Below are 17,348 nucleotides of genomic sequence, written 5' to 3'. Positions count from 1 at the left end.
TCACGCCTCGACCATCAGCCGCGTCAGCCCGTGGAAATGGTAAACGTCGCCATAGCGCGGCGGCTCCACCAGCCGCAGGCCCGGCAACCTCTGGAGCAGGATCGGCAGCGCCACCTGCAACTCCAGTCGCGCCAGTGGCGCACCGACGCAGAAATGCAGCCCCGCCCCGAAGCTCGCATGTGGCTTCACCCGCCGGTCGGGCAGAAACCGCCCCGGCTCCTCCCACATTCCCGGGTCGCGGTTCGCCGCAGCCAGCAGCAGGCCGACCCTGTCACCGCGATGGAAGGTGTGGCCCATCACCTCCACGTCCTCGTAAACCCAGCGCGTGAACATGTGTAGCGCCGGGTCAAAGCGCAGCACTTCTTCCACCGCCGCCCCGGGGTCGCCCAGCAAGGCCGCCGTGGCCGCCGTTTCCAGCAGCGTCTTCACCCCGTTGCCGATGGTGTGCACCGTCGCCTCGTGGCCCGCGTTCAGTAAAAGGATGCAGGTCGAGATCAGCTCGTCTGTCGACAGCCGTTCGCCCTCCATTTCGGCGGCGATCAGGCTGGTGATCAGGTCATCGGCAGGCCGGGCCCGCCGCTCGTCGATATAGCCGGTCAGAAAGGCGACAAAGGCTTCCGTTGCCGCCACGGCCGCCGCTTCCATCGTCGGCGTCCGCCGCGCCTGATACATGCCCACCATCGCGTTCGACCAACGCAGCAATTCCGGAGCCATCGCCTCCGGCACGCCCAAGAGCCGAGCGATGATGATCACCGGCAGGGGCTGCCCGAACGCCTGCAACAGGTCGAATGGCCCTGCGGGAAAGCGGTCGATCAACTCATGGCTCAGCCCTGAAATCTCCGGCTCCAGCGCCGCGATCCGTCGCGAGGTAAAGGCGCGCAGCACCAGACTTCGCAACCGCGTGTGGCGGGGTGGTTCCAGTTCCAGCATCGAATGCGCTTCGACTGCGTAGAACGGCGCCAGATGCGGCGGGATCGGCAGCGGCTCTGGCGCCTCGCGCCCAAAGCGGCGGTCGCGGAAGATCGCGTTCACCGCGGCCGCGTTGCCGGTGCAGGCCAGATCATAGTCGACCCAGTGAAAAAACGGCCCCAGCGCCCGCGCGCGTTCATAGAACGGGTAGGGGTCCTGCACGAAACCCGGCTCTGTCGGGGATTGCGAAAGCCGTTCCATGTTACCTCCGAACCGGCAGCAGCCCCTGCGCGATCAGCGCGCCCGCCACCACGATCACCGCGCCCGCCGTCTGCCACCAGTTCCACGCACCGCCCAAAAGGAACACCATCAGCATAACGTAAAACGGAACCGCGTTCATGTGCAGGCTCGCCGCCCCGATCCCGATCCGCCCGACCGAGATGATCCACAACAGCTGGCTTACCGCCATCGAGCCGATACCAAAGATCGCCAGCCCCATGAACTCCCGCGGCCCGATGGCGCTCCAATCGGGCCAGGCGTCCCGCGCAACACCATCCCCCAGCGCCACCACCAGCATCACGACCGCAGCACCACCCACCGTAACCGCACTGCGGCCAAGCGATGTCAGGTTCGGCAAGGCCTTTACCGTCTCGCGCGATCCCCAAGTGTAGAACAGAACCGACGCCAGCGCCGCCAAGGCGCCAAGGCCAAAGTCGATGGCCCCCATGTTGCCCGCCAGCGCCACCAGCCCGCCCGCAACCGACAACAGCAATCCGATTGCCACCGCCCGCGTGAACGGCCGGCGGTCCGCCACGCATTCCAGCGCGATCCCCGCCACCGGCATCACCGCCGTGACAATCGCCACCGTCACCGCATCGGTCAGCGTCAGCGCGATGATCACCGTCACCGAGGCCAGCCCCAGCGTCACGAACCCAACCCACGCCCCGCGCAGCCAATCGGCCCCGCGCAGCGCGACCGTGCCCTCGACCGCCCACCAGATCGGCACCAGCACCGCCGCCGCCAGAATCGCCCGCGCCGCTGTCAGCGCCAAAGGCGGCATGTGCGGCACGATCAGGTCAGCCGCAGGCAGACCCGAGGCCCAGATTACCATCGAGGCAAGGCAGATAAGATTGGCGATAAGCAGCGAGCGGCCCGGGGCCGTGGCGATCATGGTCATGCAATCGTTCTAGGATGAGAGGCTATCTGCCGCAGGCCCGCCCGCGACAAACCGGTGTCGTCAGGGCGCAAGCGCGGCCACGATCGCACCGAAATCCGCCGCCTTCAGGCTCGCCCCGCCGACCAGTGCGCCATCGACGTTAGGCACCGCGAAAATCTCAACCGCATTCGACGGCTTCACCGACCCGCCATACAGCAGCCGAACGCCCGACGCCTCCGCCCCGATGCGTTTCACCAGACGCGCGCGGATGAAGGCGTGTACCTCGGCAATCTCGGCCAGGGTGGGCGTCCGCCCGGTGCCGATGGCCCAGACCGGCTCATAGGCGATCACCGTGGTCGCCGCCGTGGCGCCTTCCGGCAGCGAACCGTCCAACTGGCTGCCGATCACGTCAAGCGTGCGCCCGGCATCGCGCTCGGCCTCGGTCTCGCCGATGCAGACTATGGCCACCAGATCCGCCGCGATGGCCGCCGCCGCCTTGGCCTTCACCAACGCGTCCGTCTCGCCATGATCGGTGCGCCGCTCGGAATGGCCGAGGATCACATGGCTTGCGCCCGCGTCCTTCAGCATCGCTGCCGAGATATCTCCGGTATGCGCGCCAGACGCCGCAGGGTGGCAATCCTGCCCGCCCACCCGCAAGGCCGACCCCTTGGCCGCCCATGCCATCTGCGCCACCAGCGTTGCGGGCGGGCACAGCAGCATCTCGCATTTGGGGGCGGGGTGAGCGGCGATCAGCGCCGCCACCTCGGCCAACGCGGCTGACGTGCCGTTCATCTTCCAGTTTCCGGCTGCCAGCTTCTGCATTGTCCGTCTCCCCGCTGCGGTCGCCCAGACCTAGCGCCTCGATACCGGAACGAAAAGCCCCAAGGCTTTCCCCTTCGCCAAATATCCTCAGGGGGTGAGCCGGAACGGCGAGGGGGCGGAACGCCCCCTTCGGTCACGCGGCGGGCTGGTCCTTGAACTTGATCGACTCGCCGCAGCCGCAGGCTTCCGCCACGTTCGGGTTGCGAAACTTGAACCCGGCTTCCAGCAAGCCGGTTTCATAGTCAATCTCGGTGCCAATCAGGAACATCTGCGCCATCGGCGCGATCATCACCCGCGCGCCGTCCTGTTCCACCACCTCGTCCAAGGGGTTGACCGAAGCGACGTAGTCCATCGTGTATTCCATCCCCGCGCAGCCACCCTTCTTGACGCCGATACGCAGGCCCGAAGAGCCCTGCTTCTGCATCAGCCGCGCAATCTGGGTGCGGGCGGCGGGGGTCATGGTGACCGCGGCTTTTCCAGGAATTCCGAACATGGCAACACGTCCTTCTGTTGCGTTCAAGGTAATCTGCGGCGGCCTTGCGTTCAAGGCTGTAGGCTACATGAACCCAAGTTCAAGTTTCGCCTCGTCCGACATCATGTCCATGCCCCACGGCGGGTCGAAAGTCATGTGCACGTCAACCTGCTTCACGCCGGGCAGGGGTTCGACCGCTTCGGCAACCCAGCCGGGCATTTCCCCCGCCACCGGGCAGCCGGGGGCGGTCAAGGTCATGGTGATGTCGACCTCGTTCTCCGGCCCGATCTCTATCGTGTAGACCAGCCCGAGGTCAAAGATGTTGACCGGGATTTCCGGGTCAAACACGGTGCGGCAGGCGCCGACGACCTGGTCATAAAGCGGATGGTCCGTGGTCGACGGCTTGATCAGCGGCGCGCCTTCGATCTGGTCCGGCATGGAGGTCATGGCTTTTCCTGCAATCGCCCGAGTTGTTGAGCGATTATATAGGGAATGTCAGACGCAGGGTCCAGTGCCAGCTTTGCCCAAGCCGGCCCGATCTCAGAACGGGATCTCGTCATCCATGTCCGACCGGCCACCCGATGGCGCGCTGCCGCCTCGGCCCCCGCCCGATCCACCAGCCGACCCGCCGCCCGATCCGCCACCCTGGCCCGAGCCGTAATCGTCGTAACCGCCGCCGCTGCGATCGTCATAGCCGCCACCGCCGCCGCCGCCGCCCGATCCGCCATCACGACCGCCAAGCAGCGTCAGCTCGCCGCGATAGGGCCGCACCACGATTTCCGTGGTGTAGCGGTCTGCACCCGACTGGTCCTGCCACTTGCGGGTTTCCAGCTGGCCTTCGATGTAAACGGTGGAGCCCTTCTTCAGATACTGCTCGGCAATCTTGCCCAGTGGCTCGTTGAAGATCGCGACCGAATGCCATTCGGTGCGCTCCTTGCGCTCGCCGCTGGCCTTGTCGCGCCAGGTTTCCGAGGTGGCGATGCGCAGGTTCACCACCTTGCCGCCGTTGGGAAAGCTGCGAACTTCCGGGTCGCGACCCAGATTTCCGACGATGATGACCTTGTTGACCGACCCCGCCATGGCGCTCTCCCTGATTCCTTTTGGCCCGGTCAGAATGCCGCGCCTTGGTTAACAAAAATTCTATACCGATCCCGCCGTCGCCCTGCAACCAAGGCGTCGCCGGAACCGTTGGCAAGTTCCCGCCGCACCCGGATCGCGGCGCTATCTGGGGTGGAAAGTCGTCACCAAGCCGCTATAGTTCGTGGCGTTCGGCCGCTTTCGGCGGCTGCGGGCGGCAATTGTGGCTGCGAACGGGGGGATGATGGCGCGACGTCTGGTCTTGAGCGTGGCTGTGGTGGCGGCGGGCCAATTGCTTGCCCTTGTTCCCGCATCGGCCGGGGGCCTTGATCTGTCGCTTTCAACCAAGTCGCGCACCGATGTCTTCCGTTCGCAATCGAAGCTTCTCGATGACAAGCTCGCCAAGCAATACAGCGGGTCGCTTCGTCTGACGCCGAAGGGCAAGAAAGGCGCCGACGCGGGGGAAGACCTGCCCAGCTATCGCGGCAGCTACAAGGGCGAATACCTTGACGTCGCCCGCGCCGCCGCCCGCAAGCACGGCGTGCCCGAAGACCTGTTCCTGCGCCTTGTGCAGCAGGAAAGCGGCTGGAATCCCGGCGCGGTGTCGGTCAGGGGTGCCACCGGCCTTGCGCAACTGATGCCTGAAACAGCGCAGATCCTCGGGGTCGACATCAACGACCCGCACGCCAACCTCGATGGCGGCGCGCGCTATCTGCGCATGATGTTCGACCAGTTCGGCACCTGGAAACTTGCGCTCGCGGCCTACAACGCCGGCCCCGGAGCGGTTGAGCAGCACGAAGGCGTGCCGCCCTTTGCCGAAACCGAAACCTACGTCGCGGCGATCCTCGGCTGACCTGTCAGACCGAGACCCGTTCGCCCAGTTCGACCACCCGGTCCCGCGGCAGGTGGTAGAAATCCGAAGGGTCGGCGGCAAAGCGGGTCAACAGCGCATAGATTCGGTCCAGCGCCCGTTTCACCCCGATGGGCCCGGTGATCACCGGGCGGCGGCGCCCCAGAAAGAAGCTTGAGGTCATCACGTCGAACCGCAGCCCGGCCTTGCGCGCGTGGTTCATCGCGCGCGAAACGTTCGGCGTTTCCATGAAGCCGAACCGCAGCGTCAGCCGCGCGAACCGCTCTCCGATCACTTCATAACTCGCCCGCTCCTGCGGATCAGCAAGCGGTATGCGCAGCGTCTCGATGGTCAGGATCACATTGCGCTCGTGCAGGACACGGTTGTGTTTGAGGTTATGCAGCAACGCCGACGGCGCGACGTCTGGGTCGGGGCTGAGGAAGAAGGCGGTGCCCGGCACGACATGCACCGAACTGCGGTCCATCGCCCGCACGAAACCTGTCAGCGACACCAGCTGCTTGTGCGATTTGCCCAGCACCAGCTGCGTTCCGCGCCACCACGCCCACATCGTCACGCCCAAGACCAGCCCGATCGCCAGCGGCACATAGCCCCCGTCCCACAGCTTGGTCAGGTTCGACGCAAGGAACACCGATTCCAGCGCAAAGATTGGCGCCGTCAGCACCAGCGCCACCGGCAGGGCCACGATCCCTGCGATCCGCAGATACAAAAACGCCAGCACGGTCGTCACCAGCATGGTTCCGGTGACCGCGATCCCATAGGCCGAGGCCAGCGCGGCAGACGACGGGAACGCAAGCACCAGCCACAGAACCCCGAACAACAGCATCCAGTTGATGGTGCCGATATAGATCTGCCCGCTCTGGTCGGCCGAGGTGTGGCGGATGGTCAGCCGCGGCAACAGACCCAACTGGATCGCCGCCCGCCCCATCGAGAACGCGCCCGAAATCACCGCCTGCGCCGCAATCACCGTGGCAGCCGTCGCCAGCACCAAAAAGAACGGCAGGGCGGCAGGAGGCACCATCGAAAACAGCGGGTTTTCCGCGGCTTCGGGGTTTGTCAGCACCAGCGCGCCCTGTCCCAGGTAGTTCAGCACCAGCGCCGGAAACACCAGCACCAGCCACGCCACCATGATCGGCCGCCGCCCGAAATGCCCAAGATCGGCATACAACGCCTCGGCCCCGGTCACCGCCAGAAACACCGCACCCAGCACGGCAAAGGCAATCGCGGAGTTGCCCACCAGAAACGCAGACGCCCAGGCCGGATTGAACGCCGACAGGACGGCCGGGTTGCCCACGATGTGCCACAGGCCCAGCCCGGCCAGCGTCAGAAACCACAGCGCGGTCACCGGCCCGAACGCGCCCGCAATTGCCGCCGTGCCCTTGCGCTGCACCATGAACAGCGCAAACAGGATCCCTACGGTGATCGGCACCACCAGGCTTTCAAGCCCCGGCATCACCAGTTCCATCCCCTCGACAGCCGACAGCACAGAGATCGCCGGAGTGATCACCGCGTCGCCAAAGAACAGTGCCGCCCCGATGATCGCAAGCGACAGGATCGGCACCGACCGGCGGCCAATGGCCAGCCGGACCATGGTGTAAAGCGCCAGCACACCGCCTTCGCCACGGTTGTCGACGCGCAACAGGAACAGCACGTACTTCACCGTCACGATCACGATCAGCGTCCAGATCAGCATCGACAACAGGCCCAGAACATCGGCGGGGTCCACCTCGCCTGCGTCCGCCACGGGCGCAAGCGCCTCGCGAAACGCGTAAAGCGGGCTGGTGCCGATGTCGCCGTAAACCACGCCAACGGCCCCGATCATCAAGGCGCTGAAGCTTTGCTTTTGCGGCAGGACAACGGTCTCTTCGGCCTCGTCACGCAGGTAATCGGCGATGTCCAGTTCGTCCTCGTCGAAAAGGGCCAACTGCGACGTGTCCCGGCGGGGCGGGTTGAGCGGATCTGTTGATGTCATGATGATGGTGGCGCTGAAACCGTGTGGCGGTTCGCTGGCCTTCCGGACCGGCCCTGGCAGGGGCGTGCCGATGCTCCATAAAGTACCGCACTCCTGCGGCGGAGTTATCTCATACTCTCATTGACCGGCTCGAGGCATCATCGCCTTTGCATACCAGCCATGCAGAAACGCCGCGCCTCGCTTGGCGGAGGTTACTCCGCCGCCATCTTGATGACCGGCTCCATCTTCTGCAGGATTTCCGTCGACAGGTGGCACTTGATGTTATGCCCGCCTTCCAGAATCTGCACCGGCGGCATTTCCCTGTCGCACAGCCCGCCCGGCACTTGTGATTTCCAGCGGCAGCGCGTCTGGAACGGGCAACCGGGCGGCGGGTTCATCGCCGAAGGAATGTCCCCTTCCAGCACGATGCGCTTGCGGATCACCTTGGTGTCGGCAATCGGCACCGCTGACAAGAGCGCCTCGGTATAAGGGTGGTAGGGCGGGTTGAAGACCTGATCGGTTGTGCCCATCTCGACCACATGGCCCAGATACATCACCATCACCCGGTCGCTCAAGTAGCGCACGATCGACAGGTCGTGGCTGATGAACAGAAGCGTGGTGCGGTTTTCACGCTGGATGTCCATCAGAAGGTCGGTCACGGCGGCCTGCACGCTGACATCCAGCGCCGACACCGGCTCGTCCGCAACCACCACCTTGGCGCCGCCCGCAAAGGCCCGCGCAATCCCGACGCGCTGCTTTTGCCCGCCTGACAGTTGCCGCGGCATCCGGTCGGCAAAGGCGCGCGGCAGCTTCACCAGATCAAGGAGTTCCAGCATCCGGCGGTTGCGATCTTCGTCGCTGGACCCGTATTTGAAGATCTCCAGCGCCCGGATGATTTGCCTGCCCACCGTCATCGACGGGTTCAGCGTGTCGAACGGGTTCTGGAACACCATCTGCACCGAACTGACAGTATCGGTGTTGCGCTGCTGGATCGGCGTCGATTGCACGTTTTCATCAAACAGCAGGATCGAACCCGAGGTCGCCGTCTCCAGCCCCATCAACACCTTGGCGAAGGTCGACTTGCCGCAGCCAGACTCGCCCACGATGGCAAGCGTCTCGCCCTCGCGCGCTTCGAAGCTGAGGGTTTCGTTGGCCTTGACGACCTTCTTCATCCCGCCGCCAAACGCACCCGATGAGACGGAATAATACTTCTTCAGGTCCTCCATCTTGAGGACGACCTTGCCGATTGGCGCTTTCAGTTTGACCGCGCGCTTGGCGGGAGGGGCATTCCAGTCGATTTCCTGCCATTTCACGCAGCGCGTCTCGTGCCGGTCGCTGTTCGGCACCGGATCCATCGGCACCTCGCCGGCATCGCAGCGCCCGCTTTGAAAATAGTCGCAGCGCGGCCCGAAGTTGCAGCCCTTGGGCCGTTCGTGGGGCAGGGGGAAGTTGCCGGGAATGGAAATCAGGGGGCGCGCGTTCTTGTCGGCACCTGGCAGCGGAATCGACCGGAACAGCGCCTGGGTATATGGGTGGCGCATCTCCTCGAACACTTCGGTGACGGCACCCGTTTCCACCGCCTCGCCCGAATACATCACGCAGATGCGGTTGCAGACATCCATCACGAGGCCAAGGTTGTGGCTGATGAACAGCATAGAGGTGCCGTATTTCTTGCCCAGATCCTTGACCAGATCGACGATCCCCGCCTCCACCGTCACGTCAAGCGCGGTGGTCGGCTCGTCGAGGATCAGCAGCGCCGGCTTAGACATCAGCGCCATCGCGATCACGATGCGCTGCTGCTGGCCGCCCGACAGCTGGTGCGGATAGGCGTTGATGATGCGGTCGGGGTCGGGCAGGCGCACGTCGGCCACAATCTGGCGGGCCAGCTTCCAGGCATCGTCCTTGGACATGCCCTGATGGATCATCGGCACTTCGGCCAGTTGCGCGCCGATCTTCATCGCCGGGTTCAGCGACGCCATCGGTTCCTGGTAGATCATCGCGATTTCCGAACCGCGGATATTGCGCAGCTCTTCTTCCGACATGTGGGTCAGGTCACGGCCCTTGAACTTGATCGTGCCGCCGACGATCTTGCCGTTCTTGCCAAGGTCGCGCATCACCGCCAGGGCCACGGTCGACTTGCCGCACCCGCTTTCGCCCACAAGACCCATCGCCTCGCCGGCCATGACCTTGCAGGAAAAATCCATGACGGCGGGAATTTCGCGAAGCCGCGTGAAGAACGAGATCGACAGATGGTCGATCTCGAGGATCGGTTTCGACGGGTCCCAGGCGGTGTCTGCGGATTTGGTCATGGCAGCCTCGCATTTGGTTCAAGTGCGGGAGTTCGATTGCGGGACCGGGGGCCAGCCCCCGGACCCCCGGGATATTTATGGACAGATGAAAGCCATCAGTCTTTCAGGCTTTCTTCGCGCAGACCGTCAGCCAGAAGGTTCAAGCCAAGCACAAGGCTCATCAACGCGAGGGCAGGGACCACGGCGGGGTGCGGCACAAGGTTCAGCAACTTGCGCCCGTCGTCGATGGTCGAGCCCCAGTCCGGGCTGTCGGGCGACACGCCGAGGCCGAAGAAGCCCAGCGTGCCGAGAAGGATAGTGGTGTAGCCGATACGCAGGCAAAAGTCCACGATCAGGGGCCCGCGGGCGTTGGGCAGGATCTCCCACAGCATGATGTACCACGGGCCTTCGCCGCGGGTCTGGCCCGCCGCCACATAGTCACGCGCCTTCAGGTCCATCACGATGCCGCGCACGATGCGGAACACGGTGGGCGAGTTCACGAACACCACCGACACGAAGACGTTCAGAAGGTTCGGTTCCATCGACCAGACGCCCAGCGGGTCCATGTTGAAGGCAAGCCCGGAATAGGCCCAGAGCCCGATCACCAGCACCGCGCCGACGTAAAGATTTCGCCGCGGCGGGTTGGTGAAATAGCGCGCGTTGAATAGGATCGAGAAGAACAGGATCGGAAAGATGAACAGCACCGCCGCCAGATAGACCGGAATGCCCGTCACCCGGATTTCCGGCGTGACCAAGAGGTAGAACAGCAAGATCACCGGGAAGGCCAGCACGAGGTTCGCGATGAACGACAGCACGGTGTCGAACTTGCCGCCGAAGTACCCCGCTGGCAGGCCTAGCGTCACGCCCACCATGAAGGCAAAGGCGGTCGCCGCAGGGGCGATCGACAGCACCGACCGCGCGCCCATCACCATCCGGCTGAACACGTCGCGCGCCAGATGGTCGCCGCCAAGAAGGTAGTAGGGATAGATCCCTTCGCCCGGGTTCGGCACCAGCGATCCCGGCACCGCGTTCTTCAGGCCCGACAACTGCGCCAACGGGTCATGCGTGATCACCATGTTGGCCAGAAGCGCCGTGAACACCCAGAACATCACGATACCGAAGCCGATCATCCCGACCACGCTGTCGAAAAGCTTGCCGTAAAGCCCGAGCTTTCGCTTGAACGTGATCGACAGGGCGTAGGTGACGACCAGCGCCACCCAGACCGGCAGGAACTGCGAGGCCATCCGGCCAAAGATCTGTCCCCAGGAGAGTAGGTCTTCCATGATGGTTCCTCAGGACAAACGGATGCGGGGGTTCAGGAAGACGTAGCCGACGTCGGAGATCAGCTGGGTGACCAGCACCACGAACACCGCAACAACCGAACAGCCCAAGAGGAGGTTGATGTCGTTGTTGCCCGCCGCCTGCACCAGCGTCCAGCCGAAGCCCTTGTAATTGAACAGCGTTTCCACGATGACGACACCGTTCAAGAGCCACGGGAACTGCAGCATGATGACGGTGAACGGCGCGATCAGCGCGTTGCGCAGGGCGTGTTTCACCACCACGGCGCCGAAGGATACGCCTTTCAGCCGCGCGGTGCGGATGTATTGCGCCGTCATCACCTCGGTCATCGAGGCGCGGGTCATCCGGGCGATATAGCCGATGCCGTAAAGCGCGATCGTCATCACCGGCAGGGTGAAGTTCCAGAAGGTGATATCGTCGATCGCCGAGGTCGCGGTGCCAAGGAACAGCGTCTTGCCCTCGATCCAGCCCCAGTTTGCCAGAAGCGGCGACAGGCCCACCACCGGCGAGGCCAGCAGCGCCACCAGAATGACGCCCGACACATATTCCGGCGTTGCCGTCGAAGCGATGGAAAAGGTCGACAGCGCCCGATCGGTGCGTGAACCTTCGCGCATTCCCGACAGCACGCCGATCAACAGCGAGGCGGGCACCATCACCAGCATCACCGCCAGCATCAGCCATCCGGTCGCCGCCAGCTTTTCGCCCAGCGAATCCAGTACCGGTTTCTTGAAGAAGGTCGAGAACCCCCAGTCGCCCTGCAAGACGCCACAATAATGCGGAGCGGTCTCGGGCGTGTTGGTCGCGTTTATGCAGCGGCCGCGCACCGTTCCCTTCTCGTCGGTAAGGACCCAACCGGGCATCAGCCCCATCCATTCGCCGTAGCGCACGAACACGGAGCCACCGTGGCCGTTCTGAACGATCCACTCGTCGACCGCCTCCTCCGACATCCGCACCGATCCTTCGGTTCGCGCCAGCTTTTCAAGGTTGGGGCGAAGATTGGTCAGGAAGAAAACGATGAACGTCAAGGCTAGCGCCGTCAGGATCATGAGACCTAGGCGTCGGGCAATGAACATGAGCATGGCTACACCTCTGCGCCAAGGGGCTCCACGCCGCCGGGACGGCAACGGGACAGATCATGGAGAGGAAAGTTGGGCGCGCCATCGGCGCGCCCTGTAAGTATCAGCCAGCGATCAGGCGAGATGCCACTTGTAGTGCTGATGCTCGTTCGAAGGATGGCGCTCCACGACGAAGCCTTCCTTCACGTGCGCAAAGAGCGAGCGCCAGTAAGGCTGGATGATGTAGCCTTCGTCCTGAAGGATCGTCTCCAGCGTCACCATCTGCTCGCGGCGCGCATCGGCATCGGCCAACGACAGCGCCTTGGTCATGGCGGCGTCGAAGTCGGCGTTGGCCATCCCGGTCTCGTTCCACGAACCGGTCGAGGTGTAAGCCAGCGACATGTTCTGAACCGCCAGCGGACGGTGGTTCCAGGTGGTGGAGGAGAAGGGATACTTCTGCCAGTCGTTCCAGAAGGTCGATCCCGGCATGACCGTGTGCTTCACGTTTGCACCGGCGTCCTTCAGCTGCGCCACGACAGCTGCCGTGGTGGCCGCCTCCCAACCGTCGTCAAGCGAGATCACTTCCAGCTCGGTGTCGGCCATTCCCGCTGCTTCCAGCGCCGGCTTCAACTTGGACGGGTCGATCACCTGCGGGGGAAGTTTGGCATACTCGGGGTGAACCGGGCAGGCGTGGTGGTTTTCCGCTGTGGTGCCAAGGTTGCTGTAACCCAGTTCCAGCACGACCTTCGGGTCGACCGCCAGCTGGATCGCCTGACGCACGGCCTTGTCCTTGTAAAGCTCGCTCGACGCCGAGTTCATCCGCACCACGATGGTTGCTGCGGTGACGACTTCCAGTTTCTTCCAGCCCAGCGCATCAAGCTGTTCGATGAAATCGCCCACGGTCTCGTAGTTGCAGTCGATTTCGTCCGAACCTGCCAGCGACACCATCGTCGACGGGTCGGTGCCGAAGTCGATGTAGTGGATTTCGTCCAGCGGCGCGGTGCCACCCCACCAGGTGTGGTTCGGCGCGCGCACCAGAACGGCTTTCTGACCGACCGAGACTTCCTGCGGCACATAGGGGCCGGTGCCGATCGGTTTCGTCGACGGGTCTTCGCCGTCAACAAAGCTCGAATGCACCACGGCGGCCGGATAGTCGGCCAGGTTTGGAACCACGGCCACGTCCGAAGCCGACAGGTTCAGCTGGATCGTCGCGTCATCGACCTTCACGACCGCGCCTTCGCGCAGCGTCTTGGTTGCTTCGTCGACCAGGCCGGGGAAACGGCTGGCCATTGCGTTGCCTTCGACGTTGCCGTCGGTCCAGCGGGCGAAGTTGCGCACCACGTCATCGGCGGTGAAGGGCTCGCCGTTGTTCCAGGTCACGCCCTGACGCACTTTCAGCGTGTACTGGGTTGCATCGGCGTTGGCTTCCCAGCTTTCCAGCAGACGGCCTTCGAAAGTGCCGTCGGCGTTGTACTGGATCAGGTATTCCAGCCAGCCACGGTAGACGTTGGAAATCTGCGGCCAGTCAGCCAGACGCGGATCCTTGGTGCCCTTGACTTCCATCGCGCAGCGGATGACGCCGCCGACCTTTACGTCCTGCGCCTTTGCCGGGGCGTCCATGCCCATCAGCCCGTAGGCTGCAACGGCAGAAACGCCAAGCGCGGTCGTGCGGCTCAGGAACTCGCGGCGGCTCAGTTTCCCGGCCTTCAGTTCCTCGGCATACATGGTTGCTGCCGGGTGCAAACCGGCTGCGGTCATCTCTTTCGTCATTGTCATCTCCCTGACAGGTCTTTTTCGTTTCTTGATTATGGCGCAAGCCGGACACCGGGCATTTCACACAGCACACCCGGGCCACGTCTTGCGCACCCACGGTTCACATTGCGCATCTTTTTCGACCGTACGTCAACGCTTGCTTTCGCCACACTTGCGTTCATTTGCGACACCAGTTGTCGAAAGGCGACGCGTCGGTGTCGGTTTCGTGCAAGCGGTTGCACCGGCCGCGTCCGCGCCACCCGAACGGCCCGCTCAGGAGGCCCGCCGGAACGCCGACGGCGACTTGCCGGTCAGATGCTGGAACGCCCGGGTGAAATACGCCGGCGAGTTGAACCCGAGGTTTTCCGCGATGCGCCCGACCGGCATCCGCGTCTCGGCCAGCAGTTTACGCGCCTCGAAGATGCGCCGGTCCTGCAAAAGCGCGAGCGCCGACCGCCCGCAGGCGATGTTGCAGCAGCGCGTCAGATGCGTCGGCGTCACGCCCAGCGCGGCGGCGAACTCCGCCACCCCCATGCCAGACCGGAAGTTGCGCTCCAGAAGGGCGGTATAGCGCGCCACCAGCCGCCGCGTCGCATCGGTGCGCGGCGCGTCGGCGTCGGTCTTCTTGGCCTGCCGTTCCAGCCACACCCCCAGCAGCCCGAGGTAATGCCGTGTCGCCCGGTCATGCGCCGGCACGTCGCTGTCCATCTCGCGCTGGATCGCGTCCAGCAGGATGTTCGCCTCTTGCTGGGCATGAACCTCGCGCACCCGCAGGTGCAACGGCACCGTCGGCAGCGTCACGTCACAATCACGGCCAAAGAACACCGCCGTGCCAAACACCTGCGGCCCGGCCTCGAAGCCATGCATAACGCCCGCCGGAATGAAGATCGCGTTGTGCGCCGTATAGCCCCGCGTCACGCCCGAAATCGTGATGCGCCCCTGACCCTTGGTGAACCACAACAGGCACGGCTCCGAAATCGAGCGCATCGCCTCCACTCGCCAGCGCCCAGCCGCAGACAAGCGCGGAATCGCGACCAGTCTGAGCGAAGAGGTCGGTGCGGGCAGGGGCATGGGAATCGGACGTCCGTCACAGGCTGTCGAAATCTGCCCGCAGTCTAGCCGCCCCACCCGACGAATTCCAAGCCGAAACCAATGGTTGAAGCGCGTCCCTCACACCTCGCCCACCGAAACCTGTGCATAAATCTGTGGACAAGCCCGATCGCTCCCACCACCGGCCTTACGGCACCGCCAGATGCCGCCATCCCGACATCCGCGCCCTGAACCAGGTCCGCTGGCGTTTGGCGTATTGCCGGCTTGCCAGCGTCGCCTCGGCCACCGCCGTATCAAGGTCGGTCCGCCCCTCAAGATGGGCAACCAACTCGTGTGCTCCGATGGCGCGGGCATAGGGCCGCCCCGGCGCCCAGGCGGGCAGGGCGGCGCGCACCTCGTCCAGCGCCCCTTCCGACAGCATCTGCCCGAAGCGCCGGTCGATGCGCGCGTTCAGCCAGCCCACCTCGGCATCCAGCACGATCGCCTCTGCCGCGGCCAAGGGCAGCAAGGGCGGCGGTGTCGCCCTCTGCCAGTCCAGCAACCCCCGGCCCGTGGCCCGCAACACCTCCCACGCCCGCTGCACCCGCGCCCCGTTGCGCAGGTCGATCGCGGCGGCGGTCGCGGGGTCCAGCCCTGCCACCAGTGCCTCGATGCCCTCCGCTGCCCGCAAACTGTCGCCCGCCGCGCGAACGTCGGCCGGAACCGCCGGCACCTCGGCCAGTCCTTCGGTCAGCGCCCGAAACATCAACCCGGTGCCGCCGACGATCACCACCGGGCGCGCCAGCAAAGGCGCGACCTCGCGCAGCCAGTGCCCGACAGAATAGTCGTCCGCTCCCCCGACATGGCCAAAAAGCGCATGGGGCAGGGCGGCCTCGTCAGCCGCGCTTGGCCGCGCGCTCAGCACCCGCCACTCGCGGTAGACCTGCAAGGCATCGGCATTGACGATCAACCGCCCGTCACGCGCCGCGATCTCCATCGCCAGCGCCGACTTGCCCGATGCGGTCGGTCCGGCAATCAGCACCGGGGCCTCGCGCGAAATATCGGCCAAGCGCATCACTTCCGACCCATCCTTGCTCTTTTCGTCAAATACTCCGCGGATGCGGGGGCTGGCCCCCGCTTCGCCACCAGTCACCGGTTGAACCTTCCGGCGTTTTGCGACATTTTGCGGCCAACGCCAAATCCAAAACGATATACGGGGGATCCCATGTCCAAACCAGCCGCTGAACCGGGGGTCACCTACACTCGCGTCATGCTCAAGATATCGGGCGAAGCGCTGATGGGTGATCAGGGCTACGGCCTGCATCCGCCCACAGTCGCCCGCATCGCGCAGGAAATCAAATCGGTCCGCGACCTCGGGGTCGAGATCTGCATGGTGATCGGCGGCGGCAACATCTTCCGCGGTCTCGCAGGCTCCGCCCAAGGGATGGAACGCACCACCGCCGATTACATGGGCATGCTCGCCACCGTGATGAACGCGCTGGCCATGCAGTCCGCGCTGGAACAGATCGGCGTCTTCACCCGCGTGATCAGCGCGATCCCGATGGATCAGGTCTGCGAACCCTACATCCGCCGCCGCGCCGTCCGGCATCTGGAGAAAAAGCGCGTCTGCATCTTCGCAGCCGGAACCGGCAACCCTTACTTCACCACCGATACCGCCGCCACGCTGCGCGCCTCTGAAATGGCCTGTCAGGCGATCTTCAAGGGCACCAAGGTCGACGGCGTCTATGACAAGGACCCCAAGAAACACGCCGATGCCAAGCGCTACGAACATGTCAGCTATGACGAAGTTCTGCAAAAGCACCTAGGGGTGATGGACGCATCTGCCATCGCGCTTGCCCGCGACAACGACTTGCCGATCATCGTATTCTCGCTTGATGAGCCCGGCGGTTTCCGCGGTATCCTCGCCGGACGCGGCACCTACACCCGCGTGCACGGCTGACGCGCCGCCCCGTCTAGACCCTATACCGCCCCAGCCGCTTGCTGCTATAGAGCGCAAAACCACCACTCCCCGGCGCAGCCCGGGGGCGAGCAGTTGTGAAGGAAGCGACCCCATGTCGAACGACGAACTCGACATCGACACCGATGCCCTGCAGCGCCGGATGGACGGCGCGATGAATGCTCTCAAGCACGAATTCGCCAGCCTGCGCACCGGCCGCGCCTCGGCCTCGATCGTCGATCCGATCATGGTCGATGCCTACGGCCAGATGACGCCCATCAACCAGCTTGGCACCGTCAACGTGCCCGAACCCCGGATGGTGGTGATCAACGTCTGGGACAAGGGCATGATCTCCAAGGTCGAAAAGGCGATCCGCGAGTCGGGCATCGGTATCAACCCTGTCACCGACGGCCCGCTGATTCGCCTGCCGATCCCGGAACTGAACGAAGAGCGGCGCAAACAGTTGACCAAGGTGGCCGCAGGCTACGCCGAAAATGCCAAGGTCGCGATCCGCAACATCCGCCGCGACGGGATGGACCAGATCAAGAAGGCCAAGGCCGCCGGCATGGGCGAGGACGACCAGAAGATGTGGTCCGAAGAAGTGCAGGAACTGACCGACAAGGCCATCGCCGCCGTGGACCGGGCGCTGGAATCGAAACAACAGGAAATAATGCAGGTTTGAGCCGGAAAATGTCCACAATCTGGGCCCAATT

At 64.4% G+C, this 17,348-nt stretch carries 16 protein-coding genes; 3 read left to right on the top strand and 13 right to left on the bottom strand.

Annotation, left to right across the window (positions count from 1 at the left end):
- The 6 genes from ACROUL_RS13725 to ssb form a co-directional block, all read right to left on the bottom strand.
- Complete coding sequence (locus ACROUL_RS13725; RefSeq protein ID WP_431300026.1) at positions 1-1,170, bottom strand: cytochrome P450; 1,170 nt, start codon at positions 1,168-1,170, stop codon at positions 1-3.
- 1 nt (position 1,171) lies between these two features.
- Positions 1,172-2,086 carry a DMT family transporter gene (locus ACROUL_RS13720; RefSeq protein ID WP_431300025.1) on the bottom strand — a complete coding sequence of 305 codons (915 nt, stop codon included), beginning with the start codon at positions 2,084-2,086 and terminating at the stop codon, positions 1,172-1,174.
- 60 nt (positions 2,087-2,146) lie between these two features.
- Positions 2,147-2,887, bottom strand: coding sequence for a triose-phosphate isomerase (gene tpiA / locus ACROUL_RS13715; RefSeq protein WP_431300024.1), 741 nt, complete (start codon positions 2,885-2,887; stop codon positions 2,147-2,149).
- Between the two features lie 133 nt (positions 2,888-3,020).
- Positions 3,021-3,380: a HesB/IscA family protein gene (locus tag ACROUL_RS13710; protein ID WP_431300023.1), complete on the bottom strand. Its 360-nt coding sequence runs from the start codon at positions 3,378-3,380 to the stop codon at positions 3,021-3,023.
- Between the two features lie 63 nt (positions 3,381-3,443).
- The gene (locus ACROUL_RS13705) at positions 3,444-3,806 is read right to left on the bottom strand and encodes an SUF system Fe-S cluster assembly protein (protein ID WP_431300022.1); all 363 of its coding nucleotides are present in this window, start codon (positions 3,804-3,806) and stop codon (positions 3,444-3,446) included.
- 93 nt (positions 3,807-3,899) lie between these two features.
- Positions 3,900-4,439 carry a single-stranded DNA-binding protein gene (gene ssb, locus ACROUL_RS13700; protein ID WP_431300021.1) on the bottom strand — a complete coding sequence of 180 codons (540 nt, stop codon included), beginning with the start codon at positions 4,437-4,439 and terminating at the stop codon, positions 3,900-3,902.
- 241 nt (positions 4,440-4,680) lie between these two features.
- Between ssb and ACROUL_RS13695 the strand changes: the two genes are divergently transcribed.
- On the top strand, positions 4,681-5,289 hold the full coding sequence (locus ACROUL_RS13695) for a lytic transglycosylase domain-containing protein (protein WP_431301311.1): 609 nt from the start codon (positions 4,681-4,683) through the stop codon (positions 5,287-5,289).
- Positions 5,290-5,293: 4 nt separating this feature from the next.
- Here the strand turns inward: ACROUL_RS13695 and ACROUL_RS13690 are convergent, their stop codons facing one another.
- The 7 genes from ACROUL_RS13690 to miaA form a co-directional block, all read right to left on the bottom strand.
- Entirely contained in the window at positions 5,294-7,228 is a 1,935-nt protein-coding gene (locus ACROUL_RS13690; RefSeq protein WP_431300020.1) for a potassium transporter Kup, read from the bottom strand.
- Positions 7,229-7,467: 239 nt separating this feature from the next.
- On the bottom strand, positions 7,468-9,564 hold the full coding sequence (locus ACROUL_RS13685) for a dipeptide ABC transporter ATP-binding protein (RefSeq protein ID WP_431300019.1): 2,097 nt from the start codon (positions 9,562-9,564) through the stop codon (positions 7,468-7,470).
- Between the two features lie 95 nt (positions 9,565-9,659).
- Positions 9,660-10,826, bottom strand: coding sequence for an ABC transporter permease (locus tag ACROUL_RS13680; RefSeq protein ID WP_431300018.1), 1,167 nt, complete (start codon positions 10,824-10,826; stop codon positions 9,660-9,662).
- A gap of 9 nt (positions 10,827-10,835) precedes the next feature.
- Positions 10,836-11,921, bottom strand: a complete 1,086-nt coding sequence (locus tag ACROUL_RS13675) for an ABC transporter permease (RefSeq protein WP_431300017.1) — start codon at positions 11,919-11,921, stop codon at positions 10,836-10,838.
- A gap of 111 nt (positions 11,922-12,032) precedes the next feature.
- Positions 12,033-13,667 carry an ABC transporter substrate-binding protein gene (locus ACROUL_RS13670; RefSeq protein WP_431300016.1) on the bottom strand — a complete coding sequence of 545 codons (1,635 nt, stop codon included), beginning with the start codon at positions 13,665-13,667 and terminating at the stop codon, positions 12,033-12,035.
- A gap of 255 nt (positions 13,668-13,922) precedes the next feature.
- The gene (locus tag ACROUL_RS13665) at positions 13,923-14,636 is read right to left on the bottom strand and encodes an AraC family transcriptional regulator (protein ID WP_431300015.1); all 714 of its coding nucleotides are present in this window, start codon (positions 14,634-14,636) and stop codon (positions 13,923-13,925) included.
- 250 nt (positions 14,637-14,886) lie between these two features.
- The gene (gene miaA, locus ACROUL_RS13660) at positions 14,887-15,753 is read right to left on the bottom strand and encodes a tRNA (adenosine(37)-N6)-dimethylallyltransferase MiaA (protein WP_431300014.1); all 867 of its coding nucleotides are present in this window, start codon (positions 15,751-15,753) and stop codon (positions 14,887-14,889) included.
- Positions 15,754-15,903: 150 nt separating this feature from the next.
- On the opposite strand from miaA, the gene pyrH reads away from it, so the two are divergent.
- Both pyrH and frr read left to right on the top strand, forming a co-directional pair.
- On the top strand, positions 15,904-16,638 hold the full coding sequence (gene pyrH / locus ACROUL_RS13655; RefSeq protein ID WP_431300013.1) for a UMP kinase: 735 nt from the start codon (positions 15,904-15,906) through the stop codon (positions 16,636-16,638).
- Between the two features lie 112 nt (positions 16,639-16,750).
- The gene (gene frr / locus ACROUL_RS13650) at positions 16,751-17,317 is read left to right on the top strand and encodes a ribosome recycling factor (protein WP_431300012.1); all 567 of its coding nucleotides are present in this window, start codon (positions 16,751-16,753) and stop codon (positions 17,315-17,317) included.
- Positions 17,318-17,348: the final 31 nt, after the last annotated feature.

Origin of the sequence: Tabrizicola sp. BL-A-41-H6, assembly GCF_050632395.1 — a bacterium.
GTDB lineage: Bacteria > Pseudomonadota > Alphaproteobacteria > Rhodobacterales > Rhodobacteraceae > JAUYQR01.
Note: the sequence above shows the minus strand (reverse complement) of the source record. Positions and strands in the feature narration are given on the sequence as shown.

Bases quoted from the DNA above. Each gene is read 5' to 3' on its own strand.
- frr (WP_431300012.1), top strand. From the start codon at position 16,751: ATGTCGAACGACGAACTCGACATCGACACCGATGCCCTGCAGCGCCGG.
- ACROUL_RS13685 (WP_431300019.1), bottom strand. From the start codon at position 9,564: ATGACCAAATCCGCAGACACCGCCTGGGACCCGTCGAAACCGATCCTC.
- miaA (WP_431300014.1), bottom strand. From the start codon at position 15,753: ATGCGCTTGGCCGATATTTCGCGCGAGGCCCCGGTGCTGATTGCCGGA.
- tpiA (WP_431300024.1), bottom strand. From the start codon at position 2,887: ATGCAGAAGCTGGCAGCCGGAAACTGGAAGATGAACGGCACGTCAGCC.
- ACROUL_RS13670 (WP_431300016.1), bottom strand. From the start codon at position 13,667: ATGACGAAAGAGATGACCGCAGCCGGTTTGCACCCGGCAGCAACCATG.
- ACROUL_RS13680 (WP_431300018.1), bottom strand. From the start codon at position 10,826: ATGGAAGACCTACTCTCCTGGGGACAGATCTTTGGCCGGATGGCCTCG.
- ACROUL_RS13675 (WP_431300017.1), bottom strand. From the start codon at position 11,921: ATGCTCATGTTCATTGCCCGACGCCTAGGTCTCATGATCCTGACGGCG.
- ACROUL_RS13725 (WP_431300026.1), bottom strand. From the start codon at position 1,170: ATGGAACGGCTTTCGCAATCCCCGACAGAGCCGGGTTTCGTGCAGGAC.
- ACROUL_RS13720 (WP_431300025.1), bottom strand. From the start codon at position 2,086: ATGACCATGATCGCCACGGCCCCGGGCCGCTCGCTGCTTATCGCCAAT.
- ACROUL_RS13710 (WP_431300023.1), bottom strand. From the start codon at position 3,380: ATGTTCGGAATTCCTGGAAAAGCCGCGGTCACCATGACCCCCGCCGCC.
- pyrH (WP_431300013.1), top strand. From the start codon at position 15,904: ATGTCCAAACCAGCCGCTGAACCGGGGGTCACCTACACTCGCGTCATG.
- ACROUL_RS13695 (WP_431301311.1), top strand. From the start codon at position 4,681: ATGGCGCGACGTCTGGTCTTGAGCGTGGCTGTGGTGGCGGCGGGCCAA.
- ACROUL_RS13705 (WP_431300022.1), bottom strand. From the start codon at position 3,806: ATGACCTCCATGCCGGACCAGATCGAAGGCGCGCCGCTGATCAAGCCG.
- ACROUL_RS13665 (WP_431300015.1), bottom strand. From the start codon at position 14,636: ATGCGCTCGATTTCGGAGCCGTGCCTGTTGTGGTTCACCAAGGGTCAG.
- ssb (WP_431300021.1), bottom strand. From the start codon at position 4,439: ATGGCGGGGTCGGTCAACAAGGTCATCATCGTCGGAAATCTGGGTCGC.